23 protein-coding genes and 1 pseudogene are annotated in these 20,365 nt (G+C 64.6%); 11 read left to right on the top strand and 13 right to left on the bottom strand.

The window, feature by feature from the left end:
• Positions 1–9: 9 nt before the first annotated feature.
• The gene (locus PX554_RS17600; RefSeq protein ID WP_338061605.1) at positions 10–696 is read right to left on the bottom strand and encodes a response regulator transcription factor; all 687 of its coding nucleotides are present in this window, start codon (positions 694–696) and stop codon (positions 10–12) included.
• Positions 697–1,178: 482 nt separating this feature from the next.
• Here PX554_RS17600 and PX554_RS17595 point away from each other — a divergent pair, with 482 nt between their 5' ends.
• The 3 genes from PX554_RS17595 to PX554_RS17585 all read left to right on the top strand — a co-directional run bounded on the left by PX554_RS17595 (position 1,179) and on the right by PX554_RS17585 (position 4,464).
• Positions 1,179–2,645: a mechanosensitive ion channel family protein gene (locus PX554_RS17595; protein ID WP_275503846.1), complete on the top strand. Its 1,467-nt coding sequence runs from the start codon at positions 1,179–1,181 to the stop codon at positions 2,643–2,645.
• Positions 2,646–3,105: 460 nt separating this feature from the next.
• Positions 3,106–3,585: a carboxymuconolactone decarboxylase family protein gene (locus PX554_RS17590; RefSeq protein WP_093226532.1), complete on the top strand. Its 480-nt coding sequence runs from the start codon at positions 3,106–3,108 to the stop codon at positions 3,583–3,585.
• Between the two features lie 84 nt (positions 3,586–3,669).
• Positions 3,670–4,464: an NAD(P)H-dependent oxidoreductase gene (locus PX554_RS17585; protein ID WP_275503845.1), complete on the top strand. Its 795-nt coding sequence runs from the start codon at positions 3,670–3,672 to the stop codon at positions 4,462–4,464.
• A gap of 126 nt (positions 4,465–4,590) precedes the next feature.
• Here the strand turns inward: PX554_RS17585 and PX554_RS17580 are convergent.
• Together PX554_RS17580 and PX554_RS17575 are read right to left on the bottom strand one after the other, a co-directional pair.
• A pseudogene (locus PX554_RS17580) lies at positions 4,591–4,854 on the bottom strand (acetyl-CoA hydrolase/transferase C-terminal domain-containing protein); the annotation flags it as partial.
• A gap of 87 nt (positions 4,855–4,941) precedes the next feature.
• The gene (locus tag PX554_RS17575; protein WP_093226535.1) at positions 4,942–6,225 is read right to left on the bottom strand and encodes a sensor histidine kinase; all 1,284 of its coding nucleotides are present in this window, start codon (positions 6,223–6,225) and stop codon (positions 4,942–4,944) included.
• A 319-nt stretch (positions 6,226–6,544) separates the two neighbouring features.
• On the opposite strand from PX554_RS17575, the gene PX554_RS17570 reads away from it, so the two are divergent.
• Complete coding sequence (locus tag PX554_RS17570; protein WP_093226536.1) at positions 6,545–7,126, top strand: NADPH-dependent FMN reductase; 582 nt, start codon at positions 6,545–6,547, stop codon at positions 7,124–7,126.
• Positions 7,127–7,350: 224 nt separating this feature from the next.
• Here PX554_RS17570 and PX554_RS17565 read toward each other — a convergent pair whose 3' ends face one another.
• Genes PX554_RS17565 through PX554_RS17545 form a run of 5 tightly spaced genes read right to left on the bottom strand, consistent with a single transcriptional unit; the run spans position 7,351 to position 9,784 of the window.
• Positions 7,351–7,572, bottom strand: coding sequence for a hypothetical protein (locus tag PX554_RS17565; RefSeq protein ID WP_093226538.1), 222 nt, complete (start codon positions 7,570–7,572; stop codon positions 7,351–7,353).
• Complete coding sequence (locus PX554_RS17560; protein WP_093226559.1) at positions 7,560–7,919, bottom strand: TehB family protein; 360 nt, start codon at positions 7,917–7,919, stop codon at positions 7,560–7,562. Before PX554_RS17560 ends, PX554_RS17565 begins: the two co-directional genes overlap by 13 nt.
• A 12-nt stretch (positions 7,920–7,931) precedes the next feature.
• The gene (locus PX554_RS17555) at positions 7,932–8,165 is read right to left on the bottom strand and encodes a hypothetical protein (RefSeq protein ID WP_093226539.1); all 234 of its coding nucleotides are present in this window, start codon (positions 8,163–8,165) and stop codon (positions 7,932–7,934) included.
• 4 nt (positions 8,166–8,169) lie between these two features.
• A complete protein-coding gene (gene hmpA / locus PX554_RS17550) occupies positions 8,170–9,384 on the bottom strand; it encodes an NO-inducible flavohemoprotein (protein WP_093226561.1) in 1,215 nt (404 codons plus the stop codon).
• A 22-nt stretch (positions 9,385–9,406) separates the two neighbouring features.
• Positions 9,407–9,784: a group III truncated hemoglobin gene (locus PX554_RS17545; RefSeq protein WP_093226541.1), complete on the bottom strand. Its 378-nt coding sequence runs from the start codon at positions 9,782–9,784 to the stop codon at positions 9,407–9,409.
• A 162-nt stretch (positions 9,785–9,946) separates the two neighbouring features.
• Between PX554_RS17545 and PX554_RS17540 the strand changes: the two genes are divergently transcribed.
• The 3 genes from PX554_RS17540 to PX554_RS17530 all read left to right on the top strand — a co-directional run bounded on the left by PX554_RS17540 (position 9,947) and on the right by PX554_RS17530 (position 11,496).
• Positions 9,947–10,627, top strand: coding sequence for an alternative oxidase (locus tag PX554_RS17540; protein ID WP_093226562.1), 681 nt, complete (start codon positions 9,947–9,949; stop codon positions 10,625–10,627).
• Between the two features lie 100 nt (positions 10,628–10,727).
• On the top strand, positions 10,728–11,234 hold the full coding sequence (locus PX554_RS17535) for an Rrf2 family transcriptional regulator (RefSeq protein ID WP_093226543.1): 507 nt from the start codon (positions 10,728–10,730) through the stop codon (positions 11,232–11,234).
• Positions 11,206–11,496 carry a hypothetical protein gene (locus PX554_RS17530; protein WP_275503974.1) on the top strand — a complete coding sequence of 97 codons (291 nt, stop codon included), beginning with the start codon at positions 11,206–11,208 and terminating at the stop codon, positions 11,494–11,496. The genes PX554_RS17535 and PX554_RS17530 overlap by 29 nt, the downstream gene beginning before the upstream one ends.
• 159 nt (positions 11,497–11,655) lie before the next feature.
• Here PX554_RS17530 and PX554_RS17525 read toward each other — a convergent pair whose 3' ends face one another.
• The 4 genes from PX554_RS17525 to mobF are packed head-to-tail and all read right to left on the bottom strand — an operon-like array spanning position 11,656 to position 15,013.
• On the bottom strand, positions 11,656–11,787 hold the full coding sequence (locus PX554_RS17525) for a DUF2474 family protein (protein WP_143023420.1): 132 nt from the start codon (positions 11,785–11,787) through the stop codon (positions 11,656–11,658).
• Positions 11,787–12,794 (bottom strand): cytochrome d ubiquinol oxidase subunit II, encoded by a 1,008-nt coding sequence (cydB, locus tag PX554_RS17520; protein WP_093226544.1) that lies wholly within the window; start codon positions 12,792–12,794, stop codon positions 11,787–11,789. Before cydB ends, PX554_RS17525 begins: the two co-directional genes overlap by 1 nt.
• On the bottom strand, positions 12,794–14,230 hold the full coding sequence (locus PX554_RS17515) for a cytochrome ubiquinol oxidase subunit I (RefSeq protein ID WP_093226546.1): 1,437 nt from the start codon (positions 14,228–14,230) through the stop codon (positions 12,794–12,796). Before PX554_RS17515 ends, cydB begins: the two co-directional genes overlap by 1 nt.
• A 48-nt stretch (positions 14,231–14,278) precedes the next feature.
• Positions 14,279–15,013 carry a MobF family relaxase gene (mobF, locus tag PX554_RS17510; RefSeq protein WP_275503844.1) on the bottom strand — a complete coding sequence of 245 codons (735 nt, stop codon included), beginning with the start codon at positions 15,011–15,013 and terminating at the stop codon, positions 14,279–14,281.
• Between the two features lie 139 nt (positions 15,014–15,152).
• On the opposite strand from mobF, the gene PX554_RS17505 reads away from it, so the two are divergent.
• On the top strand, positions 15,153–15,992 hold the full coding sequence (locus PX554_RS17505) for an RMD1 family protein (protein WP_275503843.1): 840 nt from the start codon (positions 15,153–15,155) through the stop codon (positions 15,990–15,992).
• Between the two features lie 166 nt (positions 15,993–16,158).
• Here PX554_RS17505 and PX554_RS17500 read toward each other — a convergent pair whose 3' ends face one another.
• Positions 16,159–16,785 carry a TetR/AcrR family transcriptional regulator gene (locus PX554_RS17500; protein WP_256326362.1) on the bottom strand — a complete coding sequence of 209 codons (627 nt, stop codon included), beginning with the start codon at positions 16,783–16,785 and terminating at the stop codon, positions 16,159–16,161.
• Positions 16,786–16,865: 80 nt separating this feature from the next.
• On the opposite strand from PX554_RS17500, the gene PX554_RS17495 reads away from it, so the two are divergent.
• The 3 genes from PX554_RS17495 to PX554_RS17485 all read left to right on the top strand — a co-directional run bounded on the left by PX554_RS17495 (position 16,866) and on the right by PX554_RS17485 (position 19,972).
• Positions 16,866–17,801 (top strand): SDR family oxidoreductase, encoded by a 936-nt coding sequence (locus PX554_RS17495; protein ID WP_093226550.1) that lies wholly within the window; start codon positions 16,866–16,868, stop codon positions 17,799–17,801.
• Between the two features lie 453 nt (positions 17,802–18,254).
• Positions 18,255–19,391 carry an MDR/zinc-dependent alcohol dehydrogenase-like family protein gene (locus PX554_RS17490; RefSeq protein ID WP_275503842.1) on the top strand — a complete coding sequence of 379 codons (1,137 nt, stop codon included), beginning with the start codon at positions 18,255–18,257 and terminating at the stop codon, positions 19,389–19,391.
• Entirely contained in the window at positions 19,388–19,972 is a 585-nt protein-coding gene (locus PX554_RS17485; RefSeq protein ID WP_093226553.1) for a TetR/AcrR family transcriptional regulator, read from the top strand. Before PX554_RS17490 ends, PX554_RS17485 begins: the two co-directional genes overlap by 4 nt.
• Positions 19,973–20,365 lie beyond the last annotated feature (393 nt).

Below are 20,365 nucleotides of genomic sequence, written 5' to 3'. Positions count from 1 at the left end.
TACGGACGTCTATCCGGCATCGCCCCGACGGAACGGCGAAGGGATGTGATCCCACATCCTGACAAGTTCCGCGATTGACCTCACGCCCATCTTCTTCATGACGTTCCCACGGTGCAGCTTGATCGTGACCTCGGTAACACCGAGCTCATAAGCGATCTGCTTGTTCAGGGATCCGCCGACGATCAGTTCGAGTACTTGGCGCTCCCGCGCCGACAGGCTGCTGAACCTCGCGAGGCTGTCCTGCGCGACGCGGTGAATCGCGCGGCGAGAGCGGTCAGCTTCGATGGCCGTGGTCGCGGCATCGAGCAGGTCCTGGTCGCGCACGGGCTTCGTCTTGAAGTCGAACGCCCCAGCTTTGATCGCACGGATGCTCATCGGCACGTCGCCGTGGCCGGTGACGAAGATGATAGGCATCAACTGCCCCTTCTCGACGAGTTGCGCCTGAAGATCGAGGCCGCTAGGCCCTGGCATGCGGACGTCGAGGATGAAGCACCCCGGTCTGTCGGGAAGCGGGCTGTCCAGAAGAACTCGGGCATTGGCGAAGGTCAGCGTCTCAATCGCCACGGAATCGAAGAGCTCCTCCATCGCCTCGCGCTGATCGACGTTGTCGTCGGCGATTACGATCAGCGGTTCGTCGGCATCGACGGCCGAAAAACTCGGCGCGACGCCTGTAGCGGGCGAACTATCCTCGATCAAAGCCTTGGACCTCCAGCCTTAGTCCTAGCAGAGCGTCCAGGTGCCACCAAGGAGGAAGGCCCGCACATAGCCTTTCGTATGAGTAGGCTGCGACCCTCTCCTGGGAAGGAGCCGCGCCGCGGATGCGGTATCGTTCCGGGACCAGAAACAATGGGCGGGAAGATGCCGAACACCTACAAATTCCGTGGGTCAGACGCGAACGATCTCGTGGGTCGGATCGAACTGCCCGCCGGGCCGCCGCGCGACAGGGTCGTCGGGGTCGGACACGCATCTCGCATCTATGCGGCAGCCCGCCCCCCGAAGAGCTTCGCCTGCCTCGCGGGCGCGGATCATCTCCTGACGCGCCGCGAAGACGAGATCCGCGCAGATCGCCCGACCCTGAGCGCCCTAACGGTCAGGAGCCACAATCCTCCGGCTCGCGACCACTGTCGGTCCCGCTCAACGGCGATGCAAGGGCCGTATAGGAGGTGAGCCCATCGCACATGCTCCTGCTCATCGGCGTCGCCATCGGCATCGCCGCGATGCTCGCCGCGTGGGTCCGTCGCGGCGGTTCGAGGTGGCGCACAGGAGCGGTCGGAGCGCTCCTCACCGCGCTCAGCGTAGCGTTCCTGCTGGAAGGGCGGACACCGCTCCTGTCCCCGGGCGACCCTACCACGAGCCATGGAGCGGTGGATCAACTGATCGCCGGTCTATGGTGGGTGCTGGCGGCGAGCGGACTGTCGTTCGTAGTCCAATACACGCTGGGTCACGACGGCAGATCCCGGCAGAGCCGCCTGATGTCGGACCTGCTGTCGGCCGGCGTCTATCTCGGGGCGCTGCTCGCCGTGATGGACTTCGTCCTGAAGCTGCCGCTCTCCGGGCTGGTCGCCACCTCGGGCATCGTCGCCGTCGTCCTGGGCCTCGCCCTGCAGAGCACGCTGGCGGATCTCTTCTCGGGCATCGCGGTGGGTATCGAACAGCCATTCCGCCTCGGAGACAGCATCAGTCTGGGCGACGGCATCGAGGGCAGCGTATCGCAGATCAACTGGCGCTCGATCCGCATCTCCACAGACGACGACGATGTCGCGATCGTGCCGAACAGCACGGTGGCAAAGGCCAGGATCGTCAACCGCAGCTTCCCGACATCGCGGCGGGGTGCCGCCTTCGGGATCACCACAAGCACGGCGGCCGATCCCGAACGGGTCCAGGATCTGATCGCACAGGCGCTTCTGCTGACGCCGGCGGTCCTCGAGAAGCCCGCGCCATCGATAAATCTCGTGCGCCTCGGCATGAAGACCAGCACACACAAGGTGCACTTCTTCGTGGAAAGCCCGAAGCAGCTTGGACAGGCCAAGAGCGTAGCGCTGTGCCACGTCAGGTCGCTGCTCCTGCGGGCCGGGTTGCTGGAACGACCCGGCGACCCGCATCACATGGATCGGGGCCCCCCCCTATCCTCGATGCGGCTCTTCGAGAGCTTGACCGCCGAGCAGCTCGATTGTCTCAGCAGGACGTTCACCGTCCGGGAGATGGCGCCGGGTGACGCTCTTTTCCGGCAGGGCGACTTCGATACCAACCTCTACATCGTGGCCGACGGCGTCCTCGAGGTCAGTCGGAGAGGAAGCGACGGCGCGCTTGAGATCGGCGGCAGAATCGGACCCGGCGATTACATCGGCGAGATCGGGCTGGTGACCGGCGCGAGCAAGGAGGTCTCCGCCGTCGCGAAGACGCGGACAGTCGTGCAGATCCTCACCAAGGATACGCTGGAGCCGCTGCTGAAATCCTCGCCAGCCCTAGCGCAGGCCTTCGAAGCGGCGGTGAAGCGCGGCGACGTCTTGCTGGAGCGCGGCAGGATCACCCGGCGGACGGCGAATCCACACGGACTCACCGACTTCCTTCCCCGCCTGCGGGCGTTCTTCGACCCCGCTAGAGCGCCCGCGCCCGAAGTCGAACGGCAAAGCTTCGACAGCTAGCGCTGTCCGCCTCGCCGAAGTCACGGCACGACCGAGCGAAGTATCTTCCCGGTCGCGCTGACCAGTAACGCGTCCGCGCCTACGACGCTCCAGCCGCTCGCGCGTCGAAAGCCGCCACTGGCGAAGAGAATTTTCCTCAAACCGTCCGGTCGAGCGATGCTCGATCGGACGGAACTCGATCGCGACGACCAGCTGCGATCGTCGCTGACGACGCGCGCGCCCGGACTCGAGCTCCTCCTCGCCTGCAACGCCATACCGCCATCAGTTCGTCCGCAGAGCTGAAGTGGTCGGCATTCATATTTGCGGCAGTTCAGGCAAATTTGGCCACGGTTGCTTGGCAAAGATCGTCAATCTCTATGTGGCGCTTCCAGGCATCGATCGGATGACATTCACCTACCTGATCGTATGAATTACCTCACCGTATCTCCGCGCTATCGAACAACGTGAAGGAGACCGGAGAATGACCCAGCGAATCGACCACCTCAAGCTCGTGCCGACGCTGACCCAGAAGCTAAGCGAACTGACATTCGCCGTGCAGAAGGGCACCGTCGAGCACAGCGTGCTCAGCCTCATCGAGATCCGCGCCTCGCAGCTCAACGGATGCGCGTTCTGCCTCGACATGCACATCAAGCAGGCGAAGATCCACGGGGAGCGCGAATTACGCCTCCATCACCTGGCGATCTGGCGCGAGTCCAACCTGTTCAGCGCCCGCGAGCGCGCCGCACTCGAGTGGACGGAAGCTCTGACCAAGCTGTCGCCCCACGGCGTCCCGGACGAGATCTACGACGCCGTCCGCGCCCATTTCTCCGAGGAGGAGACCGTCTACCTGACCTACATGGTCATGGTCATCAACGCCTGGAATCGCGGGTCGATTGCCTTCCGGTCCGTCCCGGGCTCGCAGGACAAGGCGTTCGGCCTCGACAAGGCAAACCTGTCCTAATCGCACCCACCGCGTGAGCGGCCCGCCCGCCCGCGCGCCCATCCCTGGTAAGCGGTCGGCGACCAAGGAGACCCCGACTACGAAGTGGAACACCGCACATGGCATCCATCGTCGCGGGCAGTAGAGAACCTGCAGCGGAACCATCCGTCGCTCGACTTCGTCGTGCGGGACCTGTCGGCGCTCGCGACCGCGACGATCCCTTCGAGCTACGCGGAGGCCGTCGTCGGCGGCTTGGCCCATGATGCGGAGGCCCTTGTCCTGTCCGAGGAGCTGATCCGAGAACTCGAGGGCGCCGCGGTCGTCGTGATCGCGACCCCGATGCACGATTACACCGTGCCTGCATCGCTCAAGATGTGGATCGACTTCGTACTGCGCTACGGACGCAGCTCCGCCCCGATCGACGGCGCCAAGACCGGCCCCCTCAAGGACCGTCCGACCCTCGTGGTCGTGACAGCGGGCGGGATCGTGAGCGGTGACGGCAGAATCCAGCCCGACTATCTCACCGGATACCTCGGCGACGTTCTGTCGACCGTTGGCATCCACGACCTCAGGTTCGTCTGCCTCGAGGCATCACCAGTCTGGTGCGGGCCGAGCAGGTGGCGGCGGACTGCGCCCGAACGATCGAACAGGATGCAGTTTTCGGAACCGGTGCGCCCGCGAGCGAGTTTTCCCAAATCTTCGCCGGGAGCACTATACCCTTGGATGACGGGCGCTGGCGGCTGGTCTGATATCGCGAACCTCGCCACCCGAGCATCTTTAGATCGCTTGGAACCTCCCTCCACTCCGAGCACGCCGTGCTGCCATCGCCCTCCCCGGCAGGCACGGTCACGGGCGGGCCGGCTCGTCGAGTTGGTCCGCCCGCAAGGGGCGGAGGCATGAGGCAGATGACGAACCTGCAAGTAGTGGAGCGTCCGGTTGCCCGAAGGTTGCGATCTATGCTGGGTGGGCAGGCACGCGGCGAATTGAAGTCTGCCCGCAGGCGGACCGGTCGCCACGCTATCCGGCTCAGGTGCGCATCGTCCTGGTCTCGATAAACCGCTGATGCCAAGACAACGCCTCGGACGGGAGCGAGGGGGGACTGGAGGCCGAGCAATCCTTTCAGCCCCCGATTGGAGTAGTCGAAGAGCGCCGGCCGGGAGGCGGGGTGCGCGCGGTTGGAGATGATGACCTTCGCGGGCTCGCGGGCCCCAGGCCGCGCAGATCGGCGAACCCCTGCTCTGTCACCAGCACCTGCACGTCCTGCGAGATGTGGTCGGCATGGCTCACATGACCTGACGGCCGCCCTCCACGTCGCGCCGGGTTCCGACGGAGACTGTCCGGTTAACGGCGCAGGCTGAAGCCTGCGACCAACGCGCGTCAGACCGTCGCCTCGTCCCCGGCGGCCGGGAGCCTGCAGCTGAACACGGCCCCGCCGTCCGCCCTGTTGGCCGCGGTGATTTCGCCTTCGTGTGCCCGCATGATGCTGGCGCAAATAGTCAGCCCCATCCCCATCCCGTCGTCTTTGGTCGAGAAGAAGCCATCGAACAGGTTGTCGAGGTGCGTTTCGGCGATTCCCGGCCCGGTGTCCGCCACCGTAAGGGTGATCAGCCCATCGACCTCGTGCTCCGTCGTCACGACGATCTGGCGCGGACCGACCCCTTCCCGATGATCAATGGCATGCATTGCATTGACCAGGAGGTTGACGACGACCTGCTGAAGCTGGATTCGATCACCGATGACCTGAGGAAGGTCCACGCCTAGCGACGGTCTGATCGCGACGTTGCGCTGGATGCTCTCTTGGTGGATGAAGCGGAGGGCGACGTCGACGATCTCGTTCAGAGAGAGCCGGCTCCGGATGGGAATACGCTTCGACGCCATACCCTGGATGCGGTCGATGATCTCCGTTGCCTCGGTCGCATTCTCCACCATGCGCTCGAGCAGATGCCGCACCTTGTCGAGATTGGGCTCCGGCTTGTCGAGCCAGCGGATACTGGTGTTGCCGTTGAGGATGATCGCTCCCAGCGGCTGCCTGACCTCGTGCGCGATAGAACTCGCCAGTTCCCCGAGGGTCGACACCCGGGACGCATGGGCGAGGTCCGCCTGCAGCTGGCGCAGCTGCGTCTCCGCCACCAACCTCTCGGTGATCTCCACCATGATGATGAATGTGACGTCCAGCCGCTCGGGCGGCCTCGGGTAGGTGACCAGGAAGAGCACATCCACCACGCGTCCGCCGGACGCGTTGATGCGGAGCTCCTCGACGTGGGTGCGAAGACCGTTGAAGTGGGCCGTCATCACACGAACTGCCGCCTGAGGCGTCGCCTCGAACATGTGGCGGACGGACCGCGGATAGTAGGACTCGTCGTCCTGACCGATCAGACGCAGCGCAGCATCGTTGGCACGGGACACCATGACCGTGTCGCAGGCGAGTTCGACCAGTTCGGGATGCTCTAGCAGATACGCCTCGATGTCCTCGACGCCTTCCGCCCTCAGCCGATCGAAGGCCGCAGCCGCGCTGCGGGAATCGACGACCCACAGCGCGATCGGCATGTGCCGCAGCAGCCGGGAGAAGGTTAGGTTGATGCTTGCGTCGTCGATATTGGGCTCGAAGACGTCGGCGAGCGCGAGAACGGCGGCGTGCGCCTCTGGCAACAGACTACTCACTCCTCGACTCCCGGCCTGCAGGCGATGGCGTCCCCTGACGATCTCGTTCCACGCGATCCGAATTGCACGGCCTTCCCTAGGTCCGGCCGCGGCCAAATTCGGTCGTCAGGTGGCCGGATCCGCGCTTTGCTTACACCTCAGCAACAACGCAATCCCCGAACGGGTAACGGGCGATCCGTCTGCGGAGGGCTTCCGGATCCGCACGTTCGAGCGGCGGCGGACGACGGCATCCTCGACCTTCGCATGATTGCAGTCGGCACCGGCTTTGGCAATCTCCCGACGGATCGCCTTCCCTCATCCTTTCAGGAGAAGAAGCTCTATGGCCCAACAGTTCCGTCGTCTCACGGCCGCCATCGTCGTGGGCAGCCTGCGTGCAGAAAGCCTCAACCTTAAGGTCGGAAAGAGCATCGCGGCGCTCGCGCGCGACCGCATCGATTTCGAGATCGCGAACATCGCCGACCTGCCGCTCTACAATGAGGATCTCGATCCCACCCCACCCGCCGAATGGGGCCGCTTCCGCGAGCAGATCGCCCGGATGGACGGCGTCGTCTTCTGCACTCCCGAATACAATCGCGGGGTGCCCGGAGCGTTGAAGAACGCCATCGACGTGGGCTCGCGTCCCCCTGGCGAGATCGTCTGGGCCGAGAAGCCGACCGCCGTCATCAGCGTTTCGCCCTACCCGATCGGCGGCTTCGGCGCCAACCACCAGGTGCGACAGCTCTGCGCATTTCTTGACATGCCGATGCTCCAGCAGCCGGAGGCCTATCTGGGCAGGGTCACGCCCGAGAAGTTCGGTGCGGATGGTGTCGTGACTGACGAGCCGCTGAGGGAACTCCTGTCGAAGATCGTCGACGCTTACGCGGGATGGCTTTCTCTCACCCGCGCCCGGTCAGAAGCATAGTCCGGCCCGATGCGCGCGATCTGCTTGATGCTTCTCGGCGCCACCCTGATGTCCACTGCCGTCATGGCACAGGACGGCCTTATGCGTCGTCCACTCCCCACAATCCGCCGGCGGCGCCGCCATCGGCGACGTGGGACAAGCTGGTCGCACATGGCCGGGATATCGATCCGCCGCTCGCGTGATCGCCTGCTTTCAGATCGAACAGCTCGCCCACAGCAACACGGTCACCAAGGTGGCCGTGGACGCGTCGCTATGCCTTGAGCGGACACCAGGCGCAACGCTTCGACGATCCTGGAGCCCGACCTCGTTCGCACCCGGACGCCGTTGCGCGCGTCCGCAGCGCCGATCTCGTATGCCGCGTGCAGGAGGGTCGCGTCGCGCGTGGAGCCCAGATCGACCCAACCCTCGATCGATCCCGTTTCGGCGGCAATGCTCAGCAAGTCCATGGTCCCTCTCCCACCGGCGGATGATCGAAGAAGTCGATGCGGACCGACACGGGACCGATCAGTTCGACGAAATGCGGTTGATCGGGGCGCACGAGGCCAGGGCAAGCCGGACTCAGCAGGACCGCCGGACCGCCGTCCATCCGGCAGTATCGCAACTGGCCCTCCAGGATGTTGATGACCGCCCAGACGCCGCGCTTGGTCCGGTGCTCCTGCTGTAGCGCCTTGGGCAAGCTATCCTGCGTGAACACGGGCGAGGACCGGTACGGCAGCGATGGCGGGCGTGAAGCCGCGCTGCGGATGTGCCGACGTGTTTCCTGTTCCGATAGTGTGCCGCCGCTGTCACGCATCGCCAACCTCCTTCATTCCGTGTCTGCTCGCCGAAGAAGTTCGCCCGTCTCCGGCATCTCGAAGTTGTCTCGATCCACGATCGTCAGGGGTTCGCCCGTACTCAGGCGCCAGGCGCGCCTGCCGATCTCCCGCCGGTCGCCACGCGGCGAGCTCTTCACCGTCACGAGGCGAAACTCGATCGCGATCAGCCAGCTGCCATCGTCCCCGACGACGCGTACGCGATCGAGCTCCTCCTCGAGGATCATGCCGTCACGCTGCCATCAGTTCGTCGGCCGGGCCGAAGAACTCGTAGTGGATCCGCTCGGTCGGCACGCCAGCGAGCGCCAAACCGCTCACGAAAGCCCGCAGGAAGGGCTTGGGCCCGCACAGATAGACGTCGGCATCGTGGAGCGGCGTGCGCTGCGCGAGCCAGTCGATCGAGATAAAGCCCTCTTCTTCGTGCGTCTCGCCCAGACGGTCCTTCTCCTGCGGCTCGCTGTAGAATGTCGCTACGGAGATGTTCCCGTGCCCCTTGGCCAGCGCACGCACATGCGCGTCCATCGCGTGCGTGTCGCTGTTGACCGTTCCGTGGATGAAGTGGGCCTCGAGAGTATCGTGATCGGCGGCGATCGCCTCCACCATGCTCACCATCGGCGTCAGGCCGACGCCGCCCGACAGCAGGATAACGGGACGCTGCGGCGTCTCCGCGAGGAAGAAGTCCCCTGCCGGCGGGGTGCTCTCCAGCACGTCGCCGACCTGCACGACGTCGTGCAGGAAGCGCGAGCCGCCCTGACCATGCTCCTCCCGCTTAACCGAAATGCGATAGAATTCACCGTTGGGCGCGCACGAAATCGAGTAGTTGCGCTTCAGCTCGGGCTGCCCCGCCGGGTTCAGCTTGAACGTCAGATACTGCCCTGCGCGATGCCGCAGCACCGGGCCGCCGTCCGCAGGGCGCAGGACGAAGGAGGTGATCACGCTGCTCTCGCGGATCTTCTCGGCAACGACGAACTTGCGCCAGCCGTTCCAGCCGCCCTCGGCGTGCAGGATGTCGTCGCGCAGCACCACCTCGCGCGCCTTGAGGATATCCGCGAGGAACCAATATGCCTCGCCCCAGGCGGCGATGACCTCGTCGGTGGCCAACTCGCCCAGAACCTCCTTGATCGCGGCGAGCAGCGCCGTCGCCACATAGGGATAGTGCTCGGGCAGGATGTGGTAGCCGACATGCTTGTAGGCGATCCGCTCGACGGCGGGCGCCAGCGCGCCGAGATTCTCGATGTTGCGCGCATAGGCCAGGATCGCCGCCGCCAGCGCGTGGACCTGCGCGCCACTCTCGCCCTGGTTGGCCTGGTTGAACAGCGCGCGGATATGGTCGGTCTCGAACAGGCGCGCATACATGGCCGTCGTGATGGCGGTGCCATGCTCCGAAAGTGCGGGCACGGTCGCCTTGACGACCGCGATCGTTGCGGGGCTGAGGGGTTGGGTCATCATTTTCTCCTTGGGAATGGCGTCAGGCGGCGGTGCGCCGGTACTGGATGGCGAGCTGCAGGCTCTCGGCGATGCGCGCGGCCTTCGCCTGCATCGCCTGGGCGACCGCGTGCGGCAGCATCTCGTCGGTCGTCTGGGCCCATAGGGTCAGCCACCGCGCGAAAGCGGCGGGTGTGAGCGCGTCGGCATGGCGAAGATGCAGCGCGACTGGGTTGCCCTTGTACCGCCCGCTCGTGAGCATCACGGACGACCAGAAATCGGCCAGCCGCGCATGGTGGTCGTCCCAGTCATGGACCGCTGCCCCAAACACCGGCCCGAGCGCCTCGTCGGCGCGCACGCGATCGTAGAAGCGTTCGACCACCGGCCGAATCTCGGATTCTTCAAGCTTGGCGCCGCCCATGGCTATGCTCCGAATCAATCATTCATCTTGAATACATCTATTCCGAGTAAATGATCTACCGCAAGTGAATCTTTTGGTTGCGCGGCCCGGAGAAAAGGATCATCTTGCATGCACCTTATGCGACTCGCCATGGTGACGCGCCGCGCATCAAGGGAGGACAAGATGATCGACCACGTTCCCGTACGCATCGAACACCGCCGGCCGGAGAATCTCGGCGACCGCGTGGCGTTGGGCTTTACCAAGACGATGCGTTTTTTCGCCGACACCTTTTTCCGCGAGCGGCATGGCCACCGCGCGATCGTGATCGAGACCGTCGCGGCGGTACCCGGCATGGTCGGTGCTACCCTGACCCATCTGCGCTGCCTGCGCCGGATGTGCGACGACAACGGCTGGATCCGCACGCTGATGGAGGAAGCCGAGAACGAACGCATGCACCTGATGACCTTCATCAAGGTGGCGCAGCCCAACATCCTCGAGCGCCTGCTCATCCTGCTCGTGCAGTGGGGCTTCTATTGCGCCTTTTTCGGCCTCTACCTGGTCGCACCCCGTATCGCGCACCGCGTGGTGGGCTATTTCGAGGAAGAAGCGGTGATCAGCTACACCCACTTCCTCCATGCCATCGACGAAGGCAGGATGCCGGACGGTCCCGCCCCGGCGATCGCGTGCCACTATTGGAAAATGCCGCAGAGCGCGACGCTGCGGGACGTCGTCCTGAAGGTCCGCGCGGACGAAGCGCACCATCGCGACGTGAACCACGGCTTTGCGGACGAACTGGGCGGCCGGCAGGTGCAGGGCATCGCTCCGTACCCCGAGCACGCCGCACAGCTCGACATGGCGGCTTGATCCCGTCCAGCACCCTACCGTGGATGGCCTTGCAGGCGCCGGGCCATCCCGCGTGCATGAAATGCGACAAACGGCGCGGGCTTTCTGCTAGGAGCATCCGATGCAGCTAACCCGCTATACCGACTATGCCATCCGCGTGCTGCTGCATGTCGGAGCGCGCGACGAGGGTAGCCTCTCGTCCATCTCCGAGATCGCCAGCATCTACGGCATATCGAAGAGCCACCTGATGAAGGTCGTCCAGGACCTCGGCCAGGCGGGATTCCTCACGACGGTGCGCGGCCGGAATGGCGGGCTGAAGCTGGGCCGGGACGCCAGGGCGATCACCATCGGCGAGATCGTCCGGCACGCCGAACAGGGTTTCGACCTCGTCGATTGTAGCTCCTGCATCATCGCGCCGGCCTGCGGGCTACCCAACATCCTCAACGAGGCGACCCAGGCGTTCCTGGCCGTGCTCGACCGCTACACGCTTGCCGATGTCCTCAGCCGGCGCGCCGACCTGCGCGGGCTGTTCGGCGGCTTCCAGCCCCTGGCGAAGACGATCAAGCGGGTGGCCGAGAAGGCGGAACCCGACGTCGCCGATGCGGAAAGAACCTCCACCGATACCTGACGCAACCGCTTCACGCTACGCCCATGCGGGGCATGTCCATATCGGCGGCGCAGTGGTCGGCATCGTCCTCAGCCTTGCGACATTGCCGCTCCACCTTGTGCTCGACGCACGCCAATCCGTGGACCTTTCAGCAATTGTGGTCGCGGTGATCGGCGCCATCTACGTTGGCTTCGCGCTCCAGCGCGGCTCCGTCGTCCAGACCGTTGCCGAAGCGCTCGTCGCGACCGGCTTCGTGACGGTAGCGCTTGCCGGACTCTGGTAACCCTTGGATCATCCCTGCCGGCTATGTCGCCCACGGGCTGTGGGACGCGATCCAATTGACGCGGTAAGCCCCCGGCGAGGTTGTCTGCATCCGTCGAGCGCTCGGAGTGACGGGATACCAAATTTGTCACCGTCTCAGACATCCCGGTGGTGGCGATCATCACGTCCGGAGCACCATGCGGATCAGCAAACCGACGATACCAAGTGCGGACACGCTTGCCAGCCAGAGCCCGGCGAACCAGCCGAGACGAGCGAGCCATCCGAACCGCTTGGACGTAGGGCAGCTCGCCATCAGTGATACCCATGGTCGGCGCCGACCTTGCCGCGGAACACCCAATAAGCATAGGCGGTGTAGGCGAGGATCATCGGAAGTAAGATGGCGGTGCCGGCCAGCAGGAAGGCTTGACTCATCAGCGGGGCAGCGGCCTCCCAGATCGTTATCCTGGCCGGAACCACGTAGGGGAAGACGCTGATACCAAGGCCGAAAAACGTCAGCCCAAAAAGGGCGAGGGCCAAGAGAAAGGGCCGGTACTCGTGCCGGTGGACCTGAAGCGACCGGAACAGGAGCCCAGTGACGACCGCGACAGCGACCGGGACCGGAGCCGTGAACACGAGGTTCGGCATCGAGAGCCATCGCGTGTGGTAACTTGGCTCAAGCGCCGGGGTGGCAAGGCTGATTGCAGCGATGAAAAACACGGTGCCAACGGCTAAGGGCCACGCCATCCGGCGTGCGCGGTCCTGAAGGGGTCCGTCGGTCTTCATGACGAGCCATGTGGCACCGAGTAGAGCATAGCCAACGACAACCGCGAGACCGGTCAGAACCGAGAAGGCCGTGCACCAGTCGAACGGCCCACCGCCAAACATCCGCCCATTGACCTTCACGCCCTGCAGAACCGCGCCGAGCGTCACGCCCTGAAAGAAGGCGGCGATCGTCGAGCCGCAGATGAAGGAGGCGTCCCACCAACCTCGCCGACGTTCGGAGCGCCAGCGAAATTCGAAGGCTACGCCGCGGAAGATCAGCGCAAGCAACATGATGTACACAGGCAGGTAGACGGCAGGCATGAGGATCGCGAACGCCAGCGGGAAGGCTGCGAAAAGCCCCCCGCCCCCCAGCACCAGCCAGGTTTCGTTGCCGTCCCAAACGGGAGCAACACTGTTCATGATGACGTCTCGGTCTGGCTTTCCAGGATAGAGTGGGAACAGGATGCCGAGCCCGAGATCGAACCCGTCAAGGACGACATAGGCGGCGATTGCCGAAGCGATGATCGCCGCCCAAACAATTGTGAGATCGAGGTGCATCACAGATCCTCAGGCTTGGGGAGCGTTCGCGGGTCCATCGCCGGCGCCGGCGTGATTCCGGCCGCCCGCAGCGGCTTGCGCGTTGCCGCCTCAAGCCCTGGCTCACCGGTATGTGGTGACTTCGCCATGAGGCGAAGCATGTAAAGCGTCCCGGCGCCGAATACCGCGAAGTAGACCAGGATGAAGGCGATGAGGGTTGCGCCGACCGCCCCAGCAGACACAGGCGCGACGCTCTCTCGTGTGCGTAGGAGACCGAAGACGGTATAGGGCTGGCGTCCAACCTCTGTGGTGATCCAGCCGGCAGTGATCGCGGCCAAGCCCGCCGGACTCATCACCACCGCGGTCCATAGCAGCGCGCGGTTCGAATAGAGCGTGCGATGCCAGCGGCACCACAAACCCCAGACGCCCAACGCCAGCATCAGTAACCCTAGGCCAACCATCACGCGGAAGGACCAGAAAACAATCGCAACAGGCGGCTGCTGATCTCGCGGTATGGTGTCGAGGCCGGCAAGCGGCGCGTTGATATCGTGTTTGAGGATCAGGCTTCCCAGCTTCGGAATCGCGACGGCATAGTCCACTCGGCGCTCACGTTCGTTTGGCACCCCGAACAGGTACAACGGAGCGCCCGACGGGTGGCTCTCGAAGTGTCCCTCCATCGCCATCACCTTCTGTGGCTGATGTCCGAGGGTGTTCAGTCCGTGCTGGTCGCCGATGACGATCTGAATCGGAACTACGATGGCCGCCATCCACATTGCCATCGAGAACATCGTGCGGACGGCAGCGCCGGCATCGGCCCTGCCCTTGAGAAGGTGCCAGGCCCCGACGCCCCCAATTACGAACGCCGTTCCAAGGTAGGCAGCGCAAACCGTATGAAGCAGACGATAGGGAAAGGATGGGTTGAACACTGTCAGCCAGAAGCTGACCGGCAGGAACCGGCCCGTCGCCGGGTCTATCGTGTAGCCGGTCGGCGTCTGCATCCAGCTATTCACGGAAAGGATCCAGAATGCTGACGTACAGGTCCCCACAGCAACGGCGGCGCAGGCGAACATGTGCAGCCCGGGGCCCACGCGATCGCGGCCGAACAGCATGATTCCGAGGAAGCCTGCCTCCAGAAAGAAAGCCGAGAGCACCTCGTAGGCCATTGGCGGACCGATCACCGGACCGGCCTTGTCGGCGAAGGTCGCCCAGTTCGTACCGATCTCGTAGGACATGACAATGCCGGAGACGACGCCCATGGCAAAGGCGAGCGCGAAGATCTTAACCCAGTAGTTGAACAGGTTCAGATACCGGGCCTGCCGGGTTCGCAGCCAAAGCCAATTCAACACCGCCAGATAGCTCGCCAGCCCGATCGTGAACCCGGGAAACAGAAAGTGGATGGTGATCGTGAACGCGAACTGGGCTCGTGCGAGCATTACCCCATCAAGTTCATCTAACATGGCACCCCCAATTCTCAGCCGAAGACAGCGATAACGCCTTCCGTTCATCTAACCTCCAATTGAACCAGGGTTCTCGCAATCAGCCACTGGTTCAGCAGCATTCAAACGAAAGGCTAGCCTATCCATGCCCTGCGGCGTCGAAATGCGCAGCTCGTTGGCCTTCTCGATGATCTCGACGCGGCGCTGGCTGTAATGCTCGATCACCTCGCGCGAGACGCCGGCGATCTCGAACCGGCCGTGCTTGCCGGTCGAGACGGTCTCGTAGCCGAGCGCCTGGATCCTTCCCCGAAACGCAGCCGCGTGGATCAAGCCAAGCGTGGTGTTCTTCGTGAAGAGCTGGTTGTTCCCCAACGCGACCCACGTACCATCGGCGCGCTGTGTGACCGGCGCGACGACGGCGTGGATGTGGCCGTTGGGGTCCAACTTGCGGCTGGTGTCGTGCTGGAACAGCGCATAGACGAGGTTGCCGGTGCGGACCGCCTTGCCGTTCTTGATCCGCGCGTAGCAGCGACCTTCGGCGATGGTCTTTTCCGCCCAGGCCATCGTGTCCTTGACGGCCGCGAGATTATTGACCGGCCGCCCAGGCCAAGCCCGGCGACCCCCTCCCCGCGCCATGCCGAATATTCGGAGGATCGCTCTACGGTGTAGTAATTGTCGGACGCGAAATACCTGGCCGGCTGTTTTTGAGGTCATTCCGGTGGAGAGCCGCGTGTTCGCTTTCGGCGGCAACGAGGCGTAAGCGGATGTTCGTTCATCTAGCGCGCGACGACGGGTTCGCGCCATCGGACGGAAAGGCCTACGTCCGTCGCCTCTGTCACGGTCACGCGTTCCAGGTATATGGCGGAACGACTGCGGTGTGGCTGCGGCGAATCGCAGGGAACATCCATGCTTTCGAGAGCCGCCCGATATAGGGGATATGCTCGTGACCGACATACCGACCCTGCGTCCGACGGCCGCGCCGGAGGCGCTTGTTGCACCGCTGCCCGGAAGAGGTGACCAGGTCGAGATGCGCGCGCACCTTCTGGGCACGCGGATCGACATGCGCGCGCTCACCGGATTCGGTGATCCCGAGACAGTTGAGCTGCAAGGCGCGGGCGCCTTCGTCTTCCGCTACGGCGCCGTTGTCATCGTCGGCGCAACATCTGCGGAAGAGGCGGGCATCCTGGCGCAGGTCGCGCCGCACGCCTCTGATCCGCCGGCCACGCCTGAGATCGAGACCGCTCGTATCGAACTCCGTGACGACGGCGAGGAGACGGTATTCGCCGACGGACGCATCCGGCTGCGAGAGGCGACTGCCGAGCGGCTGCTGCTCGCCGCCACGGTTCTAGCGCGCTCCGTGGTCCTCGCGCGCGACGAGCTTCGCATCGCGGACGCTTTCGACCGGATCGAGCCGCTTCTTGCCGATATGCGGGAGCATGGTCGCGCTCATCTGCCCATTCGCCAGATCATGCGCCAGATCGGCAGCGTCCTCTCCGCCCAGCACCGCGTCGTCGGACGAGCGCGGATCGGCGAAAAGCCGGATCTGCTCTGGGAGCATCCGGAGCTCGACCGTCTTTACGGACGCCTCGAGGCCGAATACGAGCTGGGCGATCGCACGCGCACCATCGAGCGCAAGCTCGAGATACTCGGCGACTCGGCCGAGTGGCTGCTGGACTTGGTGCAGGACAAACGCTCGTTGCGCCTCGAATTGTCCGTAATCGGACTCATCGCTTTCGAAGTGGCCATTGGTCTTTACGAGATCGCGTCTCGGTGGCCTCACTAACGCTGGCCTCATCCATCATGCGGCGTGTCATCGCCGCCCCGGATGTGAACAGGGGCCAAGTTTCAAGAAGCCGTTGAGGAGTCCAGAACGGCCGCGTCTGGGTCAGCATTCTCGGTCATGGAATGATCTAACGAAAGCCACGCCAGATACGTGCCGCGAGCGCGCACTAGGCGCCTGATGATGGCGGGAAGGCGCTGAACTCAGTGGCTACTGCGTCGAACGCATCGCGGAGCACTACGTCGAACGGCCGAGTTCCGCCCTCTTGGTTGAACGTCTCGGACGCGAGGCGCGTCGTGCCGACAGCGATCATCGCAAGAACCCGAAGCCTCGTCTCGCGCTCGGGCTCGGGCCATCGTTCGCACAGTGCTGCGAACAGTGCCTCCTCCTGCAATCGATAGCTCGCCTGCTTGCGCGCTCGCACCGAGGCGCTGCCGCGCATCAGGCGGTCCAGGGCCAGCATGTCGTCGTGCGAAATTGATGCACAGACGCTCAGCGCGGCGTCGCGTACAAGCATGAAGGGCGAACCACCCGCGGGCGCCTTGCGGATTTCGGCGGCAAACAGCCCGCCGATGTCGCTTTGCAGCGACAGCAGGATGTCATCCTTCGAATCGAAGTAGTGGAAGAAGGTTCGGCGCGAGATGCCCGCAGCGGTGGCGATCTCCTCAACCGTAGTTCCGTCGAAGCCCTTCTCGATGAACAGGGATACCCCGGCATCTGCGATCCGCCGGTGCGTCTCCCGACGCTTGCGCTCGCGAGTGCCCGGCAACGGAGGGGTGCTGGGAGAGTCGATCACCAAGAGCCTTCAAATATGTAGTTGCACCCAGTGCATTATTAGTTTTACACCGGGTGCAGATTTACCGAGAAGGACCGCTGATGACAAGGTGGACACAAGCCGACATACCCTCGCAGCATGGCCGAACGGTGATCGTCACCGGTACTGGCGGGCTCGGCTTCGAGGACGCACTCGCCCTGGCGCGTGCAGGTGCGTCCGTCGTCGTTGCGGGACGGAGCGGATCCAAAGGCGCCGAAGCCTTGAGCAGGATTCGTGCGGCCGTTCCTCCCGCCAACGTTTCCTTCGAGGAACTGGACCTCGCTAACCTCGCCTCAGTAGCGGCGTTCGCATCCCGGATCGCCGAACGTCACGCGGGCGTCGACGTGCTGATCAACAACGCCGGCGTGATGGTGCCGCCTCGCCGTGAAGTCACCACCGACGGTTTTGAACTCCAGTTCGGGACCAACCACCTCGGCCACTTCACTCTGACCGCACACCTGCTGCCGCTGCTGCGGGCGGGCGGACGTGTCGTTTCGCTCTCCAGCGTCGCCGCACGGGCAGGCGCCATCGACTTCGACAACCTGAACGCGACCCAAGGCTACGCTGCGATGAAAGCCTACAGCCAGTCGAAGCTCGCCTGCCTGATGTTCGGGCTGGAGCTCCAGCGGCGGAGCGACGCCATGGGCTGGGGCGTCCGCAGCATCACGACGCATCCCGGGATCGCGCGGACAGACCTCCTCCACAACGGTCCGGGGCGCCACAGCGCTCATGGGCTTGCGAGAACGCTTCTGCCGTTCCTGTTCCAGCCGGCCGATCGGGGGGCACTGCCCACGCTCTACGCGGCGACAGCGCACGACGCGGAGGGCGGCGCCTATTACGGCCCGGACGGCATCGCGGAGGTGCGTGGATATCCAACGACGGCGAAGGTGCCTGCGCAGGCGACGGACAGGACGGTCGCGGCGCGCCTCTGGCAGGTCTCCGAGGAGCTTACCGGCGTCCGCTTCCCGGACGGCCGTTCGCAGCCACGTGCCGCGTAAGAAGCGTTGTCGACGTCCCAGGGCCTGTGCATCCGTACCGGCGACGCTCGTCAAACGCGCGTCAGGATAGTGTCGGGCCGGGCTTACCATGCTCCACCACATAGGTCGCGAGGCTCTTCAATCGCCCGCCGGGCCGGTCGACTTGGTCCAGCACCTTGATGTCCGCCAACCAATGCCCCGAATCCACACGATGGAGCTGGTAGCCTCGCTGGTTGTTCAACAACGCAACGGGGGGGGTGATCCAGTGTATGCACTTGATGCGGTTGACGCGGAGAGCCCGTGCCGCCCGACGTGACGAACGTGGCGAGAAATTCGCTCGCCAGCGGCGCCGTTCGTCTGATTGCGCCGGCTCAGTATGAGACCAGCAAGATCGCCGACGTCTATTGTGAAACGATGCGTATCGTAATATATTCACCGTGTCGTTTGAAGCAGCATCGCTGGAGGCATGTGGCCGTGTCCGATCTAACAAGCCTGGAGATGCGTTCGCGCATCGATGCGGCAGGTGCGCTTCGGCTGTCGTTCGAGCGTACCACCGTCGGTGAACCCGCTGCCGACGAGGTGATCGTGCGGATCGAGGCGGCGCCGATCAATCCGTCCGACGTCCTGCTCCTGTTCGGTCCGGCCGATCCCGCCACTTTGCGGGCGTCGGGGTCGGGCTTCGACGCCGTCGTGGACGGGACCGTCCCTCGGGCGGTCCTGCCCGCGATCGCCGGACGCGTGGATCGGTCCCTGCCCGTCGGCAACGAAGGCGCCGGAACGGTGGTTCGCGCGGGGCGCGATGTCGAGCATCTGGTCGGCCGCCTCGTGGCGCTGCGCGCGTCCACCGGCACTTATTCCCAATATCAGCGGGTCAAGGCAGGCGGGTGCCTCGTCCTGCCGGACGGCCTGACCGCGCGCGCGGGTGCCGCCGCGTTCATCAATCCGCTGACCGCGCTCGGCATGACCGAGACGATGCGGCGCGAGGGGCATGTCGGCCTCGTCCATACGGCGGCCGCGTCCAACCTCGGGCAGATGCTCAACCGGCTGTGCCTCGCCGACGGCATTCCGCTCGTCAACATCGTCCGATCGTCCACGCAGGAGACGCTGCTGCGCGACCAGGGTGCGCGCCACGTGCTCGACAGCACCGCGCCGGGCTTCGCCGACAAGCTCGTCGATGCGCTCGAGAAGACCGGCGCGACGCTCGCCTTCGATGCGATCGGCGGGGGCAGGATGGCGTCCGACATCCTGATCGCGATGGAGACGGTCGCCGGGCGCAAGCTCACGCAATACAGCCGCTACGGCTCGCCGACCCGCAAGCAGGTTTATATCTACGGTGTCCTGGATCCCGGTCCCAAGGTCTTGGGCGGACCGATCGGCATGTCGTGGGGTGTCGGCGGCTGGCTGATGAGTTGGTTCTACGACACCCTGCCCGCGACCGACGTGGCACGGCTCAGGCAGCGCGTCGCGGACAATCTCGGCACGATCTTCGCGAGCCGCTATACGGCGGAGATCGGGTTGGCCGAGGCGCTGTCGCTCGATGTGATCCGCGCCTATTCTCGACGCGCCACCGGGGAGAAGTATCTGATCGCACCGCAGCGTGGCCTGCCATGACCGAGCTCAAGGCCGGGCGGAAACGCAGCGAGAGCTCGCGGCTGGCGATCCTCCAGGCGGCGTTCGCGCTGATGGAGGAAGTCGGCTTCGACCGCATGTCGATCGAGGGTGTGGCGGCGCGGGCCGGGGTCGGCAAGACCACCATCTATCGGTGGTGGGAAAGCCGCGGCGTGCTCGCGGTCGAGGCGTTCCTAACGATGGTGGAGCCGGCGATCGCCTTTCGTGAAACCGGCTCGGCGAAAGAGGACATGATCGCCCAGATGCAGGCGCTCGCGGAACTCTACCGTGGGCCGACCGGCCGCTTCGTTCGGGAGATGATTGGTTCCAGCCAGAGCGATCCCGCGATGCGCAGCGCGTTCCACGATCTGTTCCTGGCACCGCGACGGGAAGCGGCACGCGCCGTGTTCCGGCGCGGTCAGGCAGCCGGGGAGTTCCGATCGGATGTCGATGCCGATGCGGCGATCGACGCGCTGTACAGCCCGATCTACTACCGCCTGCTGGCGAGCGACGGCCCGATCGACGAACGCGCTGTGGCCAAGATCGCCGTGCTGGTGATGAACGGGCTCGGCGCCGCCACCTGACCGGAGACGGTCGCACGATACCCGATACGGCTCGTTCCGTCATTCAGAGACATTCCCGATGCCCGCAATCCTCTATGTCCTGGCCTTGGGGGCCTTTGCCCTCATCACCACCGAACAACGGTCGGTCTCTGGTTGCCGCTGGATGAAAGACGGGGGTCACGTCAGGTCGGCAGGAAGGCAGGAACGTCGCAGCGGGCATGAACCGGCGTCCGGTTGCCGCATGGACATATGGCGAGACACGCGCGAAGCTGCCGAGACGGCACAAGGCAGGGAGAAACGCACAAAAAAGCCGCCCTGAGGTATCTCGGGCGGTCATGGGCGTGTGGTGATTGGTTGCGGGGACAGGATTTGAACCTGTGACCTTCAGGTTATGAGCCTGACGAGCTACCGGGC

The organism is Sphingomonas pollutisoli (assembly GCF_029167165.1).
Taxonomy (GTDB): domain Bacteria; phylum Pseudomonadota; class Alphaproteobacteria; order Sphingomonadales; family Sphingomonadaceae; genus Sphingomonas; species Sphingomonas pollutisoli.
This window is presented reverse-complemented; position numbering and strand designations above follow the sequence as displayed.